Consider the following 17,152-nt stretch of genomic DNA (forward strand, 5'->3'; position numbering starts at 1 on the left):
GAAAAACAATATGTTTATTTTTGAGATTTTTATTATGAATGGTTTAGATCGCATTCGCTTAGTCTCCCTTCGCGACAAAGTTATGTCTGCTGAACAAGCGATTAAATTGATTCAAGACGGTGCTGTAGTCGGTTTAAGTGGTTTTGGTGGTGCAGGTGAGGCAAAAGCAGTACCGTTGGCGCTGGCTGAACATGCCAAAGAGCATCCCTTGAAAATTACCCTGGCGACAGGTGCCAGCCTGGGCAATAAAATTGATGGCCGTTTAAATGAAGCTCATGCAATTGAGCGCCGTTATCCTTATCAGGCTGATCCCGGTCTGCGTAAATCCATCAATGCTGGTGAGGTGATGTATATCGATCAGCATTTGTCTGAAATGGCCGATAACATCCGTCATCACAACTTGCCGTCGATTAATGTCGCGGTGATTGCAGCAACGGCGATTACTGAAGATGGGCAGATTATTCCAACCGGTTCATGCGGTAACTCGGCCAACTTTGTGGAAATGGCAGATCATGTGATTGTCGAAATTGACAATACCATTAATCCGGTGCTGGAAGGCGTACATGACATTTATGTACCGAAAGCCCGTCCGAACCGCGCACCGATTCCGTTGATTCATGTGGGTGACCGGATTGGTACCGTAGGAATTCAGGTCAGTCCGGAAAAAATTTCAGCGATTGTGCTGAATGACATTCCTGATACCTCTTTTAACATGGATGAACCGGATGAGGATACTTTGGCTATTGCCAAACATCTGATTCAGTTCTTTGAAGGCGAAGTGGCAGCTGGACGTTTACCGGAAAATCTGGGCCCATTACAGTCTGGAGTCGGTTCGATTGCCAATGCGGTTTTTTCAGGTTTTGAACATTCCAATTTTCATGACTTGGAAATGTATTCGGAAGTGTTACAGGACTGTACCTTTGAGTTGATTGATTCAGGTAAAATGACCTTTGCTTCAGGTTGTTCAATGACCTTGTCAGATTCTTGTGCACAACATGTGATGCAGAATTTTGAACAATACAAAGACAAGATTGTGCTGCGTCCGCAGGAAATTTCCAATAATCCTGAAATCATTCGCCGTTTGGGGATTATTGCCATCAATACCGCACTGGAGTTTGATATTTACGGAAACGTCAATTCTACCCATGTCACCGGCACTAAAATGATGAATGGTATCGGTGGTTCAGGTGATTTTACCCGGCATGCCCATATAGCAATTTTTGTGACCAAATCGGTCGCCAAAGGTGGGGCTATTTCATCTGTAGTTCCAATGGTTAGCCATACTGACCATACCGATCATGATGTTGATATTTTGGTGACAGAAAACGGTCTGGCAGATTTACGCGGTCTGGCTCCGCGTGAGCGTGCCCGCAAGATTATCGATTTATGTGCGCATCCTGATTATCGCGATGAACTGAATGATTATTTTGAACGTGCTTGCCAGCATGGTGGACAAACCCCACATCTTCTTGAAGAAGCCTTGTCTTGGCATGCAACATTTGAAGAGACTGGAAACATGCATAAAACTGCATAAAGATAGCTAAATGTATAAAACAAAACCCATCTTATGATGGGTTTTTTAATTTCTAATCTAATTCTAAATTAAGTTTTTATGAATGAAATGTGGAGAGAGTTTTCAAAAAAATGACGAAGACAAGACAGACTCATTACGGCTGAAACGCTTTGCCTACAAGATCTCGCTTAACCCTCAGAGGGTTCTTTTTATAATGACCGCGTCGTAACATTCAAGGTCTTAAGTTTTGAGATATCTTCAATATTTTTCAGGAATCTCATTAGCACTGTTGTTAACTGCTTGTACTACTGAAGCACCGGATTATCAGGGGAACTGGAAAAACACCCTGGAAAATCCAAAACTGGAAAATATCCTAGTCATTTCCAAGAATGGTGACAATTATTTCATTACCAATACTATTAAAGATAAAGCGACGGGTAAAACTGAAAAGAAAAATCCTGTACCTGCCTCAGTGGGCAAGAATGGTTTTCTTGAGGTCAATGCTGGTGCGGCTATGGTTGATTTTGCGATTGATGAGAAAACCGGCAATCTGGTGGGTTCAGGCTCGGTCTATAAGAAAGCAAAATAATCATATACACCTACGTCTACAGAAGATGTCATGAATATGAATGATTCATGACATTTTTTAGCTGAAAAAAATTAATAAGGCTTCAAAATCTTTAATGAAATATTCTACGTTCGCTCGAATTTCATCTATTTCATGCGCTGAATACTGATCAACGATGGCAATAACAATGATGCCTATGTTATTGAGAAAGGGGAAACGGTGAAAAACAGGGCAGGTGCTGTAATATACTTATAGCCATCACTGGGAGAAAAATGGCATTGTCTTGAGGGTAACCGTTTAATCCAACATTTTACAATTACAGATTTTTGGCCAAACCATCGTCAAAATTACCGTGTGACCTTTAATGAACCGGATCAGGTCAAAAATTTGTAAGACCAAAAACTAAGGGAACAATTTGGTGCAACAGCCTAATACCAAGATATGAACATTGAGTTCAAAAACGGGTTGATTCTACTAAAATGTCTCATCTTTTTATCTGGGATTTTTTATTTTTCAGAAATCATTCATTTTATTTTTTGGCATAGTTCCTGCTGTATTTAAATCACCATATTTATAGAGGAGAGCCATTCATTTGATCACTCAACAACAAGTATCGGTTAATTCAGTATGTATAAAAAACTGTACATACACTATAAAATAAAAGACATCAATAACTAAACCAAACTTAGTTTAAAGCAAGTTTCAAACGGCCCCGAGTGAGTTACAAGGGGCTTCTTTTTGCCTATATCTCATTTTTATTCTTATTTATCTCAAGAATCTGAAAACCTTTCCAGCTGAATGTAACAGAATTGGTCTTCGTTAATTCTTTTGATCATTGCTAACAGCTTTTATTATGCAAATGTATAAAATCAGTTAGATAGGATATTAAAACTGGAAAATATAATTAATCTTGAACAGAAGTTAAGCACAAAATTAGAGAGTTTATTTATTAGGTCTATTGCAGGAGAATAATGATGACAGATAATCAAGATCGTGAAAAATTATGGGAACTGATTAAAGAGATACGATTTTCAATGATCAGTCATAGTACTGAATCCCAGGAAATCCATGCACAACCCATGACTATGCTTAATTCTGAACGCATGAATGAAAGCCAGAACCTTTACTTTATTTTGAAAAATACCAATGATCTGGTGAATGCGATTGAATCTGGACGTAATCAGATTGGATTGTCCTTCGCTAAACCTTCAGATAGCATTTATGTGTCAATTAGTGCACATGCACATATCAGTACAAACTCAGCCCTGATTGATGAACTGTGGAACTCATCGGCTGAAAACTGGTTCGAAGGAAGAGATGATCCGAGTGTACGGGTTCTGGTTGCGGAAGCCGTCAGTGCCGAGTATTGGAATGTCACAGACAATAAAATGACCCAACTGTTTAAGGTGATGAAAGGAAGTCTTACCGGTAAAACGGATGAGCCCCATGCAGAGCATAAAAAAATGAATCTGTAGAAGGTTAAGATTGTCTCATTGAAGATCATTATTCTAAAAATAAATAAAATCTTGAAGTTTAAAAACCGGCTCTGTAGCGTAAAACTATAGGGCTTTTTTATCGGGTCATCGAGATAGTTGAATGATCATTTTACTTTTCAAAGGAAAGTTGAAATAGAGCCACTTCCTCATAAAAATGACTCGACAGGATTGCTGAAAAACGAACTAAAGCTAGCCTCATGCACTGAGGTAGAGGTCTGCTATGAAAAAAAAATATTGAATCTTTGGCAGATTTCTGTAGTTAGTCATATATCTTATAAAAATATTAATGAATAACCATTTTAAATTTGGCTTTTCCTCTAAATAATTGCCATAAAAATCTTCGATGGAAAAGATCAGATAATCTTGAGAAAATTTTTATAATTATTTCAATGATATGATTATTTAGTGGAAATTTTAAAAAACATAAAATATTGTTTTATATTAATTTATTTTAAAATAATTGAAGTTTTAAATTATTTGTTGTTCTTTTACCTAAAGAGATTAGATATTTGCAGCAGTTACAAAATATTTTTTAAAACTCCTAAAAAATCGGCTTGATTTGCTCTTTTTTTGTGTATAATTTCGCCAAATTAAAACCCTGGTTGATTTATAGAAAATATCTATAATTCTTCCGGGGTTTTTCTCTGGAAATTATCCTGAAAGGGACGGCCAAAAAACCTATTTCTTGTGGTGGCACACATATGTTTTTAACTAAAACAGCACATCTGGATCATGCAACTCAGCACTCTGCACAGCGCTTATCTACATTACTGAGCTTCTTTAGTTTAGGTCTCAGTACAGCAGCATGGGCTCCGCTGATTCCTTATGCACAGCAGCGACTTCATTTGAATCATGCCGATTTTGGTACCTTATTGCTATGTATCGGTGCAGGTTCCATGCTGGCAATGCCTGCAACAGGTTTACTGATCCAGAAAGTGGGGTGTCGTGCCATTATTTCCGTAGCCGTTTTATTGTTGCTCATGGTTTTACCCACCTTTGCCTTAAGCAGTAGTATTTTGATCATGGCCATTGCTTTGTTCCTGTTTGGTACAGCTGCGGGTAGCCTGGGTGTGGCAATTAATTTACAAGCTGTGATTGTGGAAAAAAACAGTGCCAAAAGCATGATGTCGCAGTTTCATGGCATGTGTAGTTTAGGTGGTCTGGCCGGAGTCATGACTGTTACTGCCTTACTTGCAGCGGGTGTGAGCCCCTTGATGAGTGCTTTGGCAATTTGTCTTTTATTGATGGTTTTGAGCGTCATGGCTGTGCCTAACAGTTTAGCGGTCATTGAAAAGGAAGCAAAAAACGATACTACTGAAGTTGAAAGCAAGACCAAAAAATTCCCCAGTCCGTTAATCATTTTAATGGGTCTGGTGTGTTTTATTGCTTTTCTTTCAGAAGGTTCGGCAATGGATTGGAGCGGAATTTATCTGATCAATGAATACGGCGTAAAACCTGCTTTAGCTGGTCTGGCGTATACCTGCTTTGCAATTGCCATGACTTCGGGGCGTTTTGCAGGTCATTATTTAATTAAGGCTCTGGGTGAAAAAAATATCATCATCTACAGTGCAGTTTGTGCAGCGCTTGGACTGTTTACGGTGGTGGTTGCTCCACACTGGATTGTGGTTTTATTAGGCTATGCTTTACTGGGCTGGGGTTGTTCGAATATTGTTCCGGTGATGTTTTCACGTGTGGGCCGTCAAAGTGTCATGTCTAAAGCAGCCGCATTGTCATGTGTCTCTACCATGGCGTATACAGGCTCTTTATTGGGACCTGCTTTGGTTGGGATTAGCAGTGAAATGATGGGCTTGTCTGTCGTCTTTGGGTTTATTGCGACTTTGCTTTTAACCATTGCTTTTTTAAACCGTTTTACTCAGGTCAAAGCTTCTTAATATCTTGATTTAATTTATTAAAATAGAACGAGCATATTCAAGAGTTGATATGCTCGTTTTTTATCACTAAAAAATATAAAATTCTTGTTTTAAATACTTAATAATTCGCAATTTTCTGACAAGATTTTTTTAGTCAATGAGGGGAGGATATTCACTTTTTCAGCGCCTTTCAGATCGGCTAAAAATGCATTACGCCAGTCATTGATATCAAAACTTTTTAAGCCATTCATTAATTGCTGATAACGTTCCAAACGTTCCGATTTTGCCATGGTTAAGGCTTTTTTTAATGCATGAATCATGCTGCTGCAATTTTCAGGATCGACCATTAATGCTTCAGACATCTGTGCTGCTGCACCGGTATATTTTGAAAGAATTAGTACTCCCGGATTTTCCGGGTCCTGGGCCGCGATAAACTCTTTGGCTACCAGATTCATCCCGTCACGCAAAGAATTTACCCAGCAAATATTGGCTTGCCGATAAATTTTCATTAATACATCATGTGAAATGGTGGCATGGGTGCAGTTAATCGGTAACCAGTCATCTTGAGAAAATTCCTGATTAATCAAATCCACCTTGGACTGTAAATGCTCAAATAAATCTTTATACGCGGCAATTTCCATACGGCAGGGACAGGCAATTTGTATGTCGGTAAGATGCTTATGGTATTCAGGATTGCTCTGTAAAAATGCTTCCAGGGCATTAAACCGTTCGATTAACCCTTTGGAATAATCAATGCGATCGACACTAATAATGGTTTGCTGATCACTTAGACTCTCAAATTCAAATATAGTGGAAGTATTTTCATCTTTTTGCTCGGCGACTTTTTGTATCAGTTCGGGGTTAACCCCAATCGGATAACATTGCACAGTGACCTGATGATGATTAAAGCTCAACATGTGAGTATTGATAGGCTGAGTAGCCAGATAATGACTGCACACTTGCATACATTGCTGCTGGTCATGTTCAGTTTGTAAACCCACAACATCATACTGGCAAAGGTCTTGAATCAATGATTGTGCGGTAGGAATTAAATTCCAGATCTTTAGGCCAGCAAAGGGAATATGCAGGAAAAATCCAATTCTATTTTTCATGCCCATTTCCCGACAATAACGCGCCACACTTAAAAAATGGTAATCATGTACCCAGATCAAATCGTCGGGCTCGGCCATTTGTTTGAGCTGTCTGGCGAATAGCTGATTAACCTGTTGATAGGTCGTGTATTGCTGAGCTTGGTATTCAATTAAATCGGCGCGATCATGCATTGCTGGCCATAAAGTATTATTGGCAAAATCACAGTAATAGTTTTGGTACTGCTCTTCAGTTAAAGGACATGTAACGTATTCCACATCTTTATATTCAGTTTGATTAAAGAGCGGCTCTTGATGGTTGGCGATTTTTTCACCATTCCAACCTAGCCAGATTCCACCAATATCAGCAAGTGCATCTTGCAAGGCCACGGCTAATCCCCCAGCGGTAGATTTATCGGGATTGGGTAAACTGACACGGTTCGATAATACGATTAATCTAGACATGCTTTTTCTCCCTCTGATACTTGAGACAGTCTCAAACAATGTTCTTCTAAGAATTGTGAAAATAAATCAAGAAAATCAGTAACATCTTCAATATTTTTTAGTCGGTAATGCGCCTGGGTAGGTTCTGGTCCAACTTTTATACTGATACCTTCTAACTGATTGATAACTTTGAAGCCAGATTCGTCGGTTTTGTCATCCCCAATGAAAATAGCGAATACATCATTAAGATTTAAATACTCCAACATCGTTTGAATCGCTTGTCCCTTATCTGCCTGTTGAGGGAGCAATTCAAATACATATTTCCCTTCATTTATTTTCAGTTCTGGGTAGGTTTCTAGAGTTTCTTCAGTAATTTGTTTTGCAATATCAGCAAGTTCAGGATGTTGACGATAATGTATGGCAACAGAATAGGTTTTGTTTTCAATCAACAATTGAGGATAGGGCTGACAGCGTTTTAGAATATCGTCTTGTAATGAAGAAAAATGAATTGCATTTGTAGCAATACTGAATTGAGTGTCGTCATCGATTTTTATTTCCAGGCCATGCGTACCTGCTATGGGCATTTTTAAAGGAAACAGGAGTTTTGAGGCAACCTTGACTGAACGACCGGTAAGAAAGATGATCAAAACATTCAAATGACTTAACTGCTGTAAAGTATTTAAGGTGGTGAATGAAATAAAACTTTGAGAGGGATCAGGATGAAATTCTGAGATTGTTCCATCAATATCCAGAAATAAACAATACTTTTTATCTCGGGATAAATAAGGAATTATAAATTGTAGCAAGTTATGAGCATAATGTTGATCGGAGTGATAATAAGAACTTGAGTCACACATATTTACTGCCTATTAGTTATTTGATTCATTCATAAATATCATTAAAAAAATAATTGAGGGATAAAAATATTATTAAAGCTACATAGAATAAATAAATTTTACATAGTTTATGCTTATTTTATTTTTGTCTAATTTGAAATATGTACCTGAGTGAGATTAAAAAAATATAGATTTTAAGGTGTTAGAATGTAGATAAAGTCTCATTCCAAGTATTTTTTTACATTTAAAATCCGATTAAAAATACTTGCAAAATCAGCCAAAAAATAAATTGTAATTATTGATATTTAATGAATATATAGTTAAAAAATAAGGTATTAAACTTGCTAATTAAATATTTTTGTATAACATGGTTACATTTTATATAACTTTGATTACACGAATGTACATTGACGTATATTTGTCACAATGCAATATTTTTTCTATGAAAAAATATTGCATTTATAATTCAAGTGGATATTCACTTGGAGTGTTTATTAGACATGATCTTGAAATGATATTTAAAAAGATTAATAACGTCATCTTCTTGATTATAAATTTGAATTGAAAATTATTATCCTTTTTTAAGGAGGAAGTATAAGCCTTATTGTTATCGATTATCCTTGTAAGCAAAAAATGATTTATTAATTTCTTTAGTTTGTAGAAAATTTAACCATAATTACTTTATAAAAAATATTGTTATAGAATTTAATTTGTAATTTGGTTAAATCAATCTAAAAATATTTATATAGGTGGATAAGCATGAATATGCAAAATGAATTATGTACTCTGGAACAAATTTATAATTTTTTACTTATGCGTCCTTATTTTCATAAGAACACCCAGTTCGAGAAGTTAAAAGAATTTTTTTATGAAATCCATGGCGGTTTTTTTGAAGTTAAAAATTCTTATAGCAATTAAAAGCGACTGATTAAAGTCGCTTTTAATTGATTCAATCTGATGTTGTTAATGGATACGTACCCAAGTCTGGCTTCGACCAAGGGCAGATATACCAATGTAGCCTCGACCATTTAAAGTTTTGCCATCTTCAGAGAGTTTGGCATTAAAGCTATAAGTTTTACCATTTTTAGGATCGGTAATTTTTCCGCCATCATAGCTATTGTTCCCCGCTTTTTTCAGTCCAGATACGATCTGTACGCCTTGAAGCGGTTTATTATAAAATTTACCCTTACACTTGGTACATTTTTCTCCTTCAGTGCCTTCCAATACATCTACAATCTTTGCTGAAAGCACACCCTTCGATGTTTCAGTAAATTGAACCACAGATAAGGGTTTCTTGGTCACATCATCAATCGTTTTCCATTTGCTTCCATGTAAGGGGTCGGCAGCCAGAGCCAGTGTGGAAACGAGCGACAGTCCGATTATGCTTAGCGTTGTTTTTATCATCATTTGACCTCAACTGATTTGAGTAAACCTTTTTTGTAGAAATGCTTGAAGTCGTAGTTCGAGTTCAGACTTCTAACAGGCACAAAATGCAGGTTTGCAGTTTGTAGCTAAAATCTTATTAAAAGATTTGGTATCTATTGTGGAAATTTTTATGAGCTTATGTGTGGAACCCTTTAATTCAGTGTAATTTTTATTTTCTTTTTCTACATAATTTGATTGAAATTTACTTTATTTCACAATTCATGATGAAGCTCCACATGATGTCTAGTCGTGACTTATACCTGAGTAAGACCTACATATTTAGTAAAGTGTCTGGAAATATTGTCTTGATACTGCCAGATCTAAGTTGTCCTATTTTAAGCATTTCTAATGAATAGGCGACAACAGCAGACAAAAGTTATCAATCAGGCAAAATCCCTCTATAATACCGTCCATCATTTCTAGGGTCAGTCGTTTGCTTTGTTATACGAATGACGCTAGTCACACTATTTTTTAAGTCAGTTTCTTATCTGTAATTCGGCTTATATTTTATTTTCTGGTTTTTATGTGTTGCACTGACACATAAGAATATTTAGGTGCTCGCATGGAAATTAAGGTCAATTATCTTGACAACCTTCGACAAGAAGCCAAGTTCGATGATTTCACGGTAATCGCCGATCAACCCATCCGCTATAAAGGTGACGGTTCAGCGCCGGGTCCCTTCGACTATTTTCTCGCATCATCTGCATTATGTGCCGCTTACTTTGTAAAGGTGTACTGTGCAGCGCGTGACATTCCAACCGATAATATCCGTTTGTCGCAAAACAATATTGTCGACCCGGAAAACCGTTACAAGCAGATTTTTAAAATTCAGGTTGAATTACCGGCTGATATTTCCGAAAAAGACCGCCAAGGTATTTTGCGCTCCATTGATCGCTGTACGGTAAAGAAAGTGATTCAAACTGGTCCGGAATTCGTAATCGAAGAAGTGGAAAGTATTGATGCCGATGCTCAAGCTTTGCTGATGCCGAGCTTGACTTCGGAAAGCAGTACTTATATTCCGGGTAAAGACCTGCCATTAGAAGAAACCATCGCCAATATGTCCGGCATTATGGCGAATCTGGGCATGAAGATTGAAATCGCATCATGGCGCAACATTGTACCGAATGTGTGGTCTTTACATATTCGTGATGCACAATCGCCGATGTGCTTTACCAACGGTAAAGGTTCGACCAAAGAAAGTGCTTTGGCTTCCGCTTTGGGCGAATTCATTGAACGATTGAACTGTAATTTCTTCTATAACGACCAGTTCTGGGGGCAAGAAATTGCCAATGCTGAATTTGTGCATTACCCGGATGAAAAATGGTTCCAGCCAGGTCCAAATGGGGAATTGCCAAAAGAAATTCTGGATGAATACACTTTAGAAATTTATAACCCTGAAGATGAACTGCTCGGCACACATTTGTATGATACCAACTCGGGCAATACTGCGCGTGGTATCTGTTCATTGCCATTTGTGCGTCATTCTGATGGTGAAACAGTTTATTTCCCATCCAACCTGATCGAAAACCTGTATCTTTCCAATGGTATGAGTGCGGGGAATACCTTGGCCGAAGCCCAGGTCCAGTGTTTATCTGAAATTTTTGAACGTGCCGTTAAACGCGAAATTTTAGAAGGTGAGCTTGCACTTCCGGATGTGCCTGAACATGTACTGGCAAAATATCCAAAAATTGTTGAAGGGATCAAAGGTCTGGAAGAGCAAGGCTTTCCGGTACTGGTTAAAGATGCGTCTTTAGGCGGCCAGTATCCGGTAATGTGTGTGACTTTGATGAACCCACGTACCGGTGGTGTATTTGCCTCTTTTGGTGCACATCCGAACTTTGAAGTCGCTTTGGAACGGAGTTTGACTGAACTGCTCCAAGGTCGCAGTTTTGAAGGCCTGAATGATCTGCCTAAACCGACATTCAGCAGTAACGCGGTAACCGAGCCGAATAACTTTGTCGAGCACTTTATTGATTCCAGCGGTGTCGTGTCATGGCGTTTCTTTAGTACCCAGTCTGACTACGCGTTTGTAGAGTGGGACTTTACCAACCAAGGTCAAAACTCCAATGCTGAAGAAGCGGCAATGTTGTTCGGCATTCTGGAAGATATGGGCAAGGAAGTGTACATGGCCGTGTACGAGCATTTAGGTGCAACCGCTTGCCGTATTTTAGTACCGGGTTATTCGGAAATTTATCTGGTTGAAGATTTAATCTGGGATAACACCAACAAAGCCTTATTGTTCCGTGAAGATATCCTTAACTTGCACCGTTTGGATGAAGACCAGCTGGTCGCTCTGGTTGAACGTCTAGAAGATGTTGAAGTAGATGATTACACTGAAATTAGTACCTTGATTGGTATCGAGTTTGACGACAATACGGTATGGGGCCAGCTCACCATTCTGGAATTAAAACTGCTGATTTATATAGCTTTGCAAGAGTTTGAAGAAGCCAAAGAGCTGGTGGAAACTTTCCTGCAATACAATACCAATACCGTTGAGCGTGGCTTGTTCTATCAGTGTATGAATGTAGTGCTCGAAGTAGAACTTAACGATGACATGGATCTGAATGATTACGAAGCCAATTTCCGCCGTATGTTTGGTGATGAGCGTATGGATGCGGTGATCGGCTCGATGGACGGCAGTATCCGCTTCTATGGTTTAACTGAAACCAGCATGAAGCTTGAAGGTTTGGACCGTCATTTACGTCTGATCGATAGCTACAAAAAACTGCATGCAGCACGGGGCAAAACTTTGTCAAAGTAAACTCTTATTGAGGAGGACTCAGGTTTTCCTCTAATGCGAATATAAGCAAGAAAACGGTTTGTTCATAATGAATAAGCCGTTTTTTATTTTGAAAACCGCTTCAATTATTTCCTGATGTTTTTTTAAATTAACTTTTATGGGATAGAGAGGTGTAGATGAACCATTGGTAGTATTCCTGGTCTCTAACAAAATATTTATCCTTTGGGTTGATTTCAGATCATCATAAGCAACTTTTATCTACTAAATACAGATTCATCCTTATATTTTCAAGTCATGTTTCAAGTCTAAATGAAGTCCTCGAATTGAAAGTGTTAAGCCGCTGCAAATAAAATTTTAGCAGCCTATAAAGGCTGTAAAAAGTAAGTAAATATATGAAATTATTAGTATTAACTATAAGCCTGATAAGCTGTTTAAGATTATTTTTTTGAAACTAAAAATAGCCAGTGCTTAATATTTTTTTATGGTTCAGGGTATCAAGCCAAACTTTGCGCTATCAAAGCCCATCCCATTTTTAATTAGTCATGCCTTCGACTAGAGCATAGAATGAGTTCACTTTTGTTGTACTGGCGTTAGGCATATGGCAGTAAGCTGGATTTTCTTCACTTTAATGGCAGCATTTATGCAGGCCTGGCGTAATGCCTTTCAAAAACAGCTGAGTACTACAGTCGATGTCTGGGGAGTCACGCTGGCTCGGTTTATTTTTGGATTGCCATTTGCTGCTCTTTACCTCGGCAGTCTGTATTATTTCAAGCCGGTTGAAAATATCGTCCACTTCACGCCAAAGTTCTGGGTCTACATTGTGATTGCAGCTTCTAGCCAGATTTTAGCCACTGCATTGATGGTACAGCTGTTTAAGCAAAAAAATTACGCGATTGGGGTAGGGCTGGCTAAAAGTGAAGCGATACTGGCCGCGATTATTGGCGTAACTTTTCTGGCTGACCATTTGTCCTTTCTGGCCTGGATTGGGGTGGCACTGGGTGGTTATGCGGTATTTTTGCTGAGTAAAGGCCAGCAGATAGCAGGGTTCTCAGCCAAAACACTGGCTATTGGCATCGGAAGCGGTTTAAGTTTTGCCATTACTTCACTACTGGTACGAGAAGCCAGTTTAGAGCTCACAAATTTACCAAATTTACACCGTGCAGGATGGGTATTACTGCTGGTGATCAGTTTCCAGTGTATCAGTATGCTGCTTTATCTGGGGCTGTTTAGTCGCCGTACTTTAATTGCCATGTGGCAACGTCTGGGCCTAACTTTTAAGGTAAGTGTGTGCAGTTTTATGGCATCGCTCGGCTGGTTTACTGCCATGAGCATGATGAGTGTACCGGTGGTGAAAACCTTAGGCCAAATCGAGATTCTGTTTAGTATGCTGATCTCGGCGTATTTTTTTAAAGATAAATTGGCCCGCTCGGAACATTGGGGATTGGTCTTGGTGGTGATTGCTGCAATTTTAGTGATCTGGGCCTGATGCGAGAAAAAGATGGAAAAGATAAAAAGCCACTTCGAAAAGTGGCTTTTTTACTCTTGCTCTGTGCTTTTTTAAGCTGCAATAAATTTTTGCACCGCCTGATTAAAGGCTTCAGGTTGCTCTACATTGGAAATATGCGAGGCATTGATTTCAAACAGCTGACTATGGGCAATACGTTCTTGCATGAACTGACCATCAGCCACTGTAGTTACCGGATCTTGCTGACCTGCTATTACCAGTACCGGCACAGGAATATCTTTCAGCTGTTCACGTAAATCCGCTTTAGCCAAAGCTTCACAACAGCTTGCATAACCTTCGCTGCTGCCAGCTTCCAAGTCGTTTTGAAGATTTTCAACTACTGTTGGGTTGCTTTGGATAAAGGGTTCGGTAAACCAGCGTGATGCTGCGGTAGAAGCGATTGGTTGTAGGCCTTGTTCACGTACCAATGCGGCACGCTCATTCCAGGCCTGTTCCTGACCAATTTTGGCTGCGGTGTTGCAGACAATCACGTGGCTAAAGCGTTGTGGATAATGAATAGCGAGCCATTGACCGGTTAAACCACCCATTGAAATACCGCAGAATGCAGCTTTTTCAATTTTTAAATGATCAAGCAGGTTGATAACATCTTGACCCAGTTGATCAAGGCTATAAGGACCTTGTGGCGCAGATGAAGCCCCATGACCACGGGTGTCATAGCAAATCACAAAATAATCCTGTTTGAAGTGATTAAATTGTTTTTGCCACATCCCATAATTGGTGCCGAGTGAATTAGAAAAAATCAAGGCTGGGTTGGCTGCATCACCAAAAGTCTGGTAATTGATCTGGGCATCGTTAGATGTAAAAGTTGGCATTAAAATCCCTCCCGACCTCCCTTTCTTGCATTTGATTCAAAGCAGTACTTTGAATCTACATTCAGGGAGGAGGTTTATATTTTTAATAGTCTGTTAGACACGTTCAATAATCAAAGCGATGCCTTGACCGACACCAATACACATTGAGCAAAGAGCGTATTTACCGCCAGTCTGTTCAAGCTGGTTGAGTGCAGTCGTCACAAGACGTGCGCCAGATGCACCGAGTGGATGACCCAAAGCAATCGCACCACCGTTTGGATTGACTTTCTCTGAACCATCTTCAATGCCCAAGTCACGGGTACATGCCAAAGCTTGTGCTGCAAAAGCCTCATTCAGTTCAATCACGTCCATCTGTTCAATAGTCAAACCTGTTTGTGCCAATAATTTCTTGATGGCAGGTGCAGGACCAAAGCCCATAATGCGTGGTTCAACACCCACGACGGTTGAGCCAATAATTTTGGCACGTGGTTTTAAGCCGTGTTGAGCAACTGCTTCGTCAGATGCAATTAATAGGGCAGCCGCACCATCATTGATCCCGGAAGCATTACCTGCAGTTACGGTACCATCGGCTTTCACGACTGGCTTGAGTTTTGCCAAAGCTTCTGGTGTTGTTGCACGTGGATGTTCGTCTTTATCCACTACAACAGCATCGCCTTTACGTTGAGGAATCACCACAGGAATAATTTCTTTGGCAAAGAAACCACGTGCTTGTGCAGCAGCAGTACGTTGCTGGCTGGTTAAAGCAAACTGGTCCTGATCTGCACGGTTAATATTGAACTGTTCCGCCAGGTTTTCAGCAGTTTGCGGCATGGTTTCTACGCCGTACATTTCTTTCAGTTTCGGGTTAATGAAACGCCAGCCCATGGTGGTGTCTTCAATTTTTTGACTACGACCATAGGCAGATTCAGATTTACCCATCACAAATGGCGCACGACTCATTGACTCGACACCGCCGGCAATAATCAGTTCAGCTTCGCCCGCTTTGATGGTGCGCGCAGCCATAGCAATGGCATCCAGGGATGAACCGCAAAGACGGTTAATCGTCGTTGCTGGAACCTGGTAAGGCAGGCCTGCAAGCAGGGAGGACATACGCCCCACGTTACGGTTATCTTCACCGGCCTGGTTGGCACAGCCATAAATCACGTCATCAACCTGTTCCCAGTTCACCGATGGATTGCGTTCCATTAAAGCTTTGATTGGAAGTGCACCCAAGTCATCGGTACGAACAGGAGCCAGTCCACCGGCATAACGGCCGAATGGGGTACGGATGGCATCTACGATATAGGCATTTTTCATTGTGTATTTCTCACATATTTAAAAGAAGAAAACTTCTCCCTTTTTTAAAGGGTGAGAAGCATTGCTTCGCAAGGGAGGGATTTAATGAAGTAGTTTTATTCCTCAAATCCTCCCTAAATCCCTCCTGAACATGTTTTAAAGCACTGCTTTAAAAACTAAGTGCAAGAAAGGAGGGACTTCCCCTTAATTTGATTGAGTCGCATCAATCAGTTTGGCACTGGTCATCGACTGCAATTCTTCAAATGACAGACCTTCGACTTTCTCAATCACTTTCATGCCGTCGCTTGTTACATCAATCACACACAAATCGGTATAGATCCGGTCGACACATTTCAGGCCAGTCGCAGGGTAAGCCAACTCAGCGACGATTTTTGGCTCGCCTTTTTTAGTCACATGATCGGTGGTAATGAATACTTTTTTCGCACCAACGGCTAAGTCCATTGCACCGCCTACCGCAGGAATCGCATCCGGTGCACCAGTATGCCAGTTAGCCAAGTCACCATTTTCTGCGACCTGGAAAGCACCGAGTACGGCGATGTCCAGGTGACCACCACGCATCATGGCGAATGAATCACCGTGATGAAAGAAGGCACCACCTTCAAGTAAAGTCACAAATTCTTTACCAGCATTGATCAGTTCAGGATCACGGTCTTCTTCAGCAGGAGGAGGACCGAAAGCCAACAGGCCATTTTCAGAGTGCAAGAATACGTCTTTGTCTGAAGGCAGGTAGCTGGAAATTTTGGTGGGTAAGCCAATGCCGAGGTTGACATAGGCGCCATCAGGAATATCTTGTGCCACACGTTCAGCGATCTGGTCACGGGTCAGTTTGCTATAGCTCATGGTTTCTCTCCGATACCGATTATTGTGCAGGTTTAACTTGAACAACGTGTTGAACAAAAATTCCCGGGGTGATGATGTGTTCAGGATCCAGTGCACCCAGTTCAACCACTTCAGCAACCTGAGCAATAGTCACATCAGCAGCCATGGCCATGATCGGACCGAAGTTACGCGCAGATTTACGGTACACCAGGTTGCCCCAACGGTCGCCTTTATGCGCCTTGATTAAGGCAAAATCCGCCTTGATCGGGTTTTCTAAAACGAAGTCTTTGCCTTCATAGTTCAGGGTCGGTTTGCCTTCAGCCAGCAATGTTCCGAAACCTGTAGGTGTATAGATTGGACCCAAGCCCATACCAGCAGCTTGAATACGGCAAGCCAGGTTACCTTGAGGAACCAGTTCCAGTTCGATTTTGCCGGCACGGTAAAGTTCGTCAAACACCCAAGAGTCAGACTGACGCGGGAAAGAACAGATGATCTTGCGCACAGCACCGGTCTTTAAAAGTTTGGCCAGGCCGTAATCGCCATTACCAGCGTTGTTATTTACAATAGCCAGATCTTTGATGCCAAGCTCAATCAGGCCATCGATTAGCTCTGCCGGCTGACCCGCTGTACCAAAACCGCCAATCATGATGGTCGAACCATCTTTAATTTGAGAGAGGACTTCCGTTAATGAAGCCACGCTTTTATCGATCATAATCGTT

13 protein-coding genes are annotated in these 17,152 nt (G+C 40.3%); 6 read left to right on the forward strand and 7 right to left on the reverse strand.

Features of this window, described 5'->3' with window-relative positions; translation table 11 throughout:
* Positions 1-34: 34 nt before the first annotated feature.
* The 4 genes from scpC (at position 35) to ACE01T_RS06805 (ending at position 5,469) form a co-directional block, all read left to right on the forward strand.
* Positions 35-1,534, forward strand: a complete 1,500-nt coding sequence (gene scpC, locus ACE01T_RS06790) for a succinyl-CoA:acetate CoA-transferase ScpC (protein WP_180042572.1) — start codon at positions 35-37, stop codon at positions 1,532-1,534.
* Between the two features lie 226 nt (positions 1,535-1,760).
* The gene (locus tag ACE01T_RS06795) at positions 1,761-2,102 is read left to right on the forward strand and encodes a hypothetical protein (RefSeq protein WP_180042571.1); all 342 of its coding nucleotides are present in this window, start codon (positions 1,761-1,763) and stop codon (positions 2,100-2,102) included.
* Positions 2,103-3,055: 953 nt separating this feature from the next.
* Positions 3,056-3,556 carry a pyridoxamine 5'-phosphate oxidase family protein gene (locus ACE01T_RS06800; RefSeq protein ID WP_166170009.1) on the forward strand — a complete coding sequence of 167 codons (501 nt, stop codon included), beginning with the start codon at positions 3,056-3,058 and terminating at the stop codon, positions 3,554-3,556.
* Positions 3,557-4,278: 722 nt separating this feature from the next.
* Positions 4,279-5,469: an MFS transporter gene (locus ACE01T_RS06805; protein WP_180042570.1), complete on the forward strand. Its 1,191-nt coding sequence runs from the start codon at positions 4,279-4,281 to the stop codon at positions 5,467-5,469.
* Between the two features lie 89 nt (positions 5,470-5,558).
* Here the strand turns inward: ACE01T_RS06805 and ACE01T_RS06810 are convergent, their stop codons facing one another.
* The 3 genes from ACE01T_RS06810 to ACE01T_RS06820 form a co-directional block, all read right to left on the reverse strand.
* Positions 5,559-7,001 carry an alpha,alpha-trehalose-phosphate synthase (UDP-forming) gene (locus tag ACE01T_RS06810; RefSeq protein WP_180174505.1) on the reverse strand — a complete coding sequence of 481 codons (1,443 nt, stop codon included), beginning with the start codon at positions 6,999-7,001 and terminating at the stop codon, positions 5,559-5,561.
* Positions 6,989-7,837: a trehalose-phosphatase gene (otsB, locus tag ACE01T_RS06815; protein WP_180042568.1), complete on the reverse strand. Its 849-nt coding sequence runs from the start codon at positions 7,835-7,837 to the stop codon at positions 6,989-6,991. Before otsB ends, ACE01T_RS06810 begins: the two co-directional genes overlap by 13 nt.
* A 942-nt stretch (positions 7,838-8,779) precedes the next feature.
* A complete protein-coding gene (locus ACE01T_RS06820; protein WP_180042603.1) occupies positions 8,780-9,220 on the reverse strand; it encodes a DUF2147 domain-containing protein in 441 nt (146 codons plus the stop codon).
* A 583-nt stretch (positions 9,221-9,803) separates the two neighbouring features.
* Between ACE01T_RS06820 and ACE01T_RS06825 the strand changes: the two genes are divergently transcribed.
* Together ACE01T_RS06825 and ACE01T_RS06830 are read left to right on the forward strand one after the other, a co-directional pair.
* Positions 9,804-12,002, forward strand: coding sequence for an OsmC domain/YcaO domain-containing protein (locus ACE01T_RS06825; RefSeq protein ID WP_180042567.1), 2,199 nt, complete (start codon positions 9,804-9,806; stop codon positions 12,000-12,002).
* A 577-nt stretch (positions 12,003-12,579) separates the two neighbouring features.
* Positions 12,580-13,467, forward strand: a complete 888-nt coding sequence (locus ACE01T_RS06830) for a DMT family transporter (RefSeq protein WP_180042566.1) — start codon at positions 12,580-12,582, stop codon at positions 13,465-13,467.
* Positions 13,468-13,538: 71 nt separating this feature from the next.
* On the opposite strand, the gene pcaD is transcribed toward ACE01T_RS06830, so the two are convergent.
* The 4 genes from pcaD to ACE01T_RS06850 all read right to left on the reverse strand — a co-directional run bounded on the left by pcaD (position 13,539) and on the right by ACE01T_RS06850 (position 17,145).
* Positions 13,539-14,318, reverse strand: a complete 780-nt coding sequence (gene pcaD, locus ACE01T_RS06835) for a 3-oxoadipate enol-lactonase (RefSeq protein WP_086196949.1) — start codon at positions 14,316-14,318, stop codon at positions 13,539-13,541.
* A gap of 93 nt (positions 14,319-14,411) precedes the next feature.
* Positions 14,412-15,614: a 3-oxoadipyl-CoA thiolase gene (gene pcaF / locus ACE01T_RS06840; protein ID WP_395518993.1), complete on the reverse strand. Its 1,203-nt coding sequence runs from the start codon at positions 15,612-15,614 to the stop codon at positions 14,412-14,414.
* 183 nt (positions 15,615-15,797) lie between these two features.
* The gene (locus tag ACE01T_RS06845; protein ID WP_180042564.1) at positions 15,798-16,454 is read right to left on the reverse strand and encodes a 3-oxoacid CoA-transferase subunit B; all 657 of its coding nucleotides are present in this window, start codon (positions 16,452-16,454) and stop codon (positions 15,798-15,800) included.
* A 19-nt stretch (positions 16,455-16,473) separates the two neighbouring features.
* Entirely contained in the window at positions 16,474-17,145 is a 672-nt protein-coding gene (locus ACE01T_RS06850; RefSeq protein WP_180042563.1) for a 3-oxoacid CoA-transferase subunit A, read from the reverse strand.
* Positions 17,146-17,152 lie beyond the last annotated feature (7 nt).

Source organism: Acinetobacter uliginosus, from assembly GCF_044130295.1.
Taxonomy (GTDB): Bacteria; Pseudomonadota; Gammaproteobacteria; order Pseudomonadales; family Moraxellaceae; genus Acinetobacter.

Coding starts and splice junctions, on each gene's coding strand:
- otsB (WP_180042568.1), bottom strand. CDS start 7,837: ATGTGTGACTCAAGTTCTTATTATCACTCCGATCAACATTATGCTCAT.
- pcaF (WP_395518993.1), bottom strand. CDS start 15,614: ATGAAAAATGCCTATATCGTAGATGCCATCCGTACCCCATTCGGCCGT.
- pcaD (WP_086196949.1), bottom strand. CDS start 14,318: ATGCCAACTTTTACATCTAACGATGCCCAGATCAATTACCAGACTTTT.
- ACE01T_RS06800 (WP_166170009.1), top strand. CDS start 3,056: ATGACAGATAATCAAGATCGTGAAAAATTATGGGAACTGATTAAAGAG.
- ACE01T_RS06825 (WP_180042567.1), top strand. CDS start 9,804: ATGGAAATTAAGGTCAATTATCTTGACAACCTTCGACAAGAAGCCAAG.
- ACE01T_RS06845 (WP_180042564.1), bottom strand. CDS start 16,454: ATGAGCTATAGCAAACTGACCCGTGACCAGATCGCTGAACGTGTGGCA.
- scpC (WP_180042572.1), top strand. CDS start 35: ATGAATGGTTTAGATCGCATTCGCTTAGTCTCCCTTCGCGACAAAGTT.
- ACE01T_RS06830 (WP_180042566.1), top strand. CDS start 12,580: ATGGCAGTAAGCTGGATTTTCTTCACTTTAATGGCAGCATTTATGCAG.
- ACE01T_RS06850 (WP_180042563.1), bottom strand. CDS start 17,145: ATGATCGATAAAAGCGTGGCTTCATTAACGGAAGTCCTCTCTCAAATT.
- ACE01T_RS06805 (WP_180042570.1), top strand. CDS start 4,279: ATGTTTTTAACTAAAACAGCACATCTGGATCATGCAACTCAGCACTCT.
- ACE01T_RS06820 (WP_180042603.1), bottom strand. CDS start 9,220: ATGATAAAAACAACGCTAAGCATAATCGGACTGTCGCTCGTTTCCACA.
- ACE01T_RS06810 (WP_180174505.1), bottom strand. CDS start 7,001: ATGTCTAGATTAATCGTATTATCGAACCGTGTCAGTTTACCCAATCCC.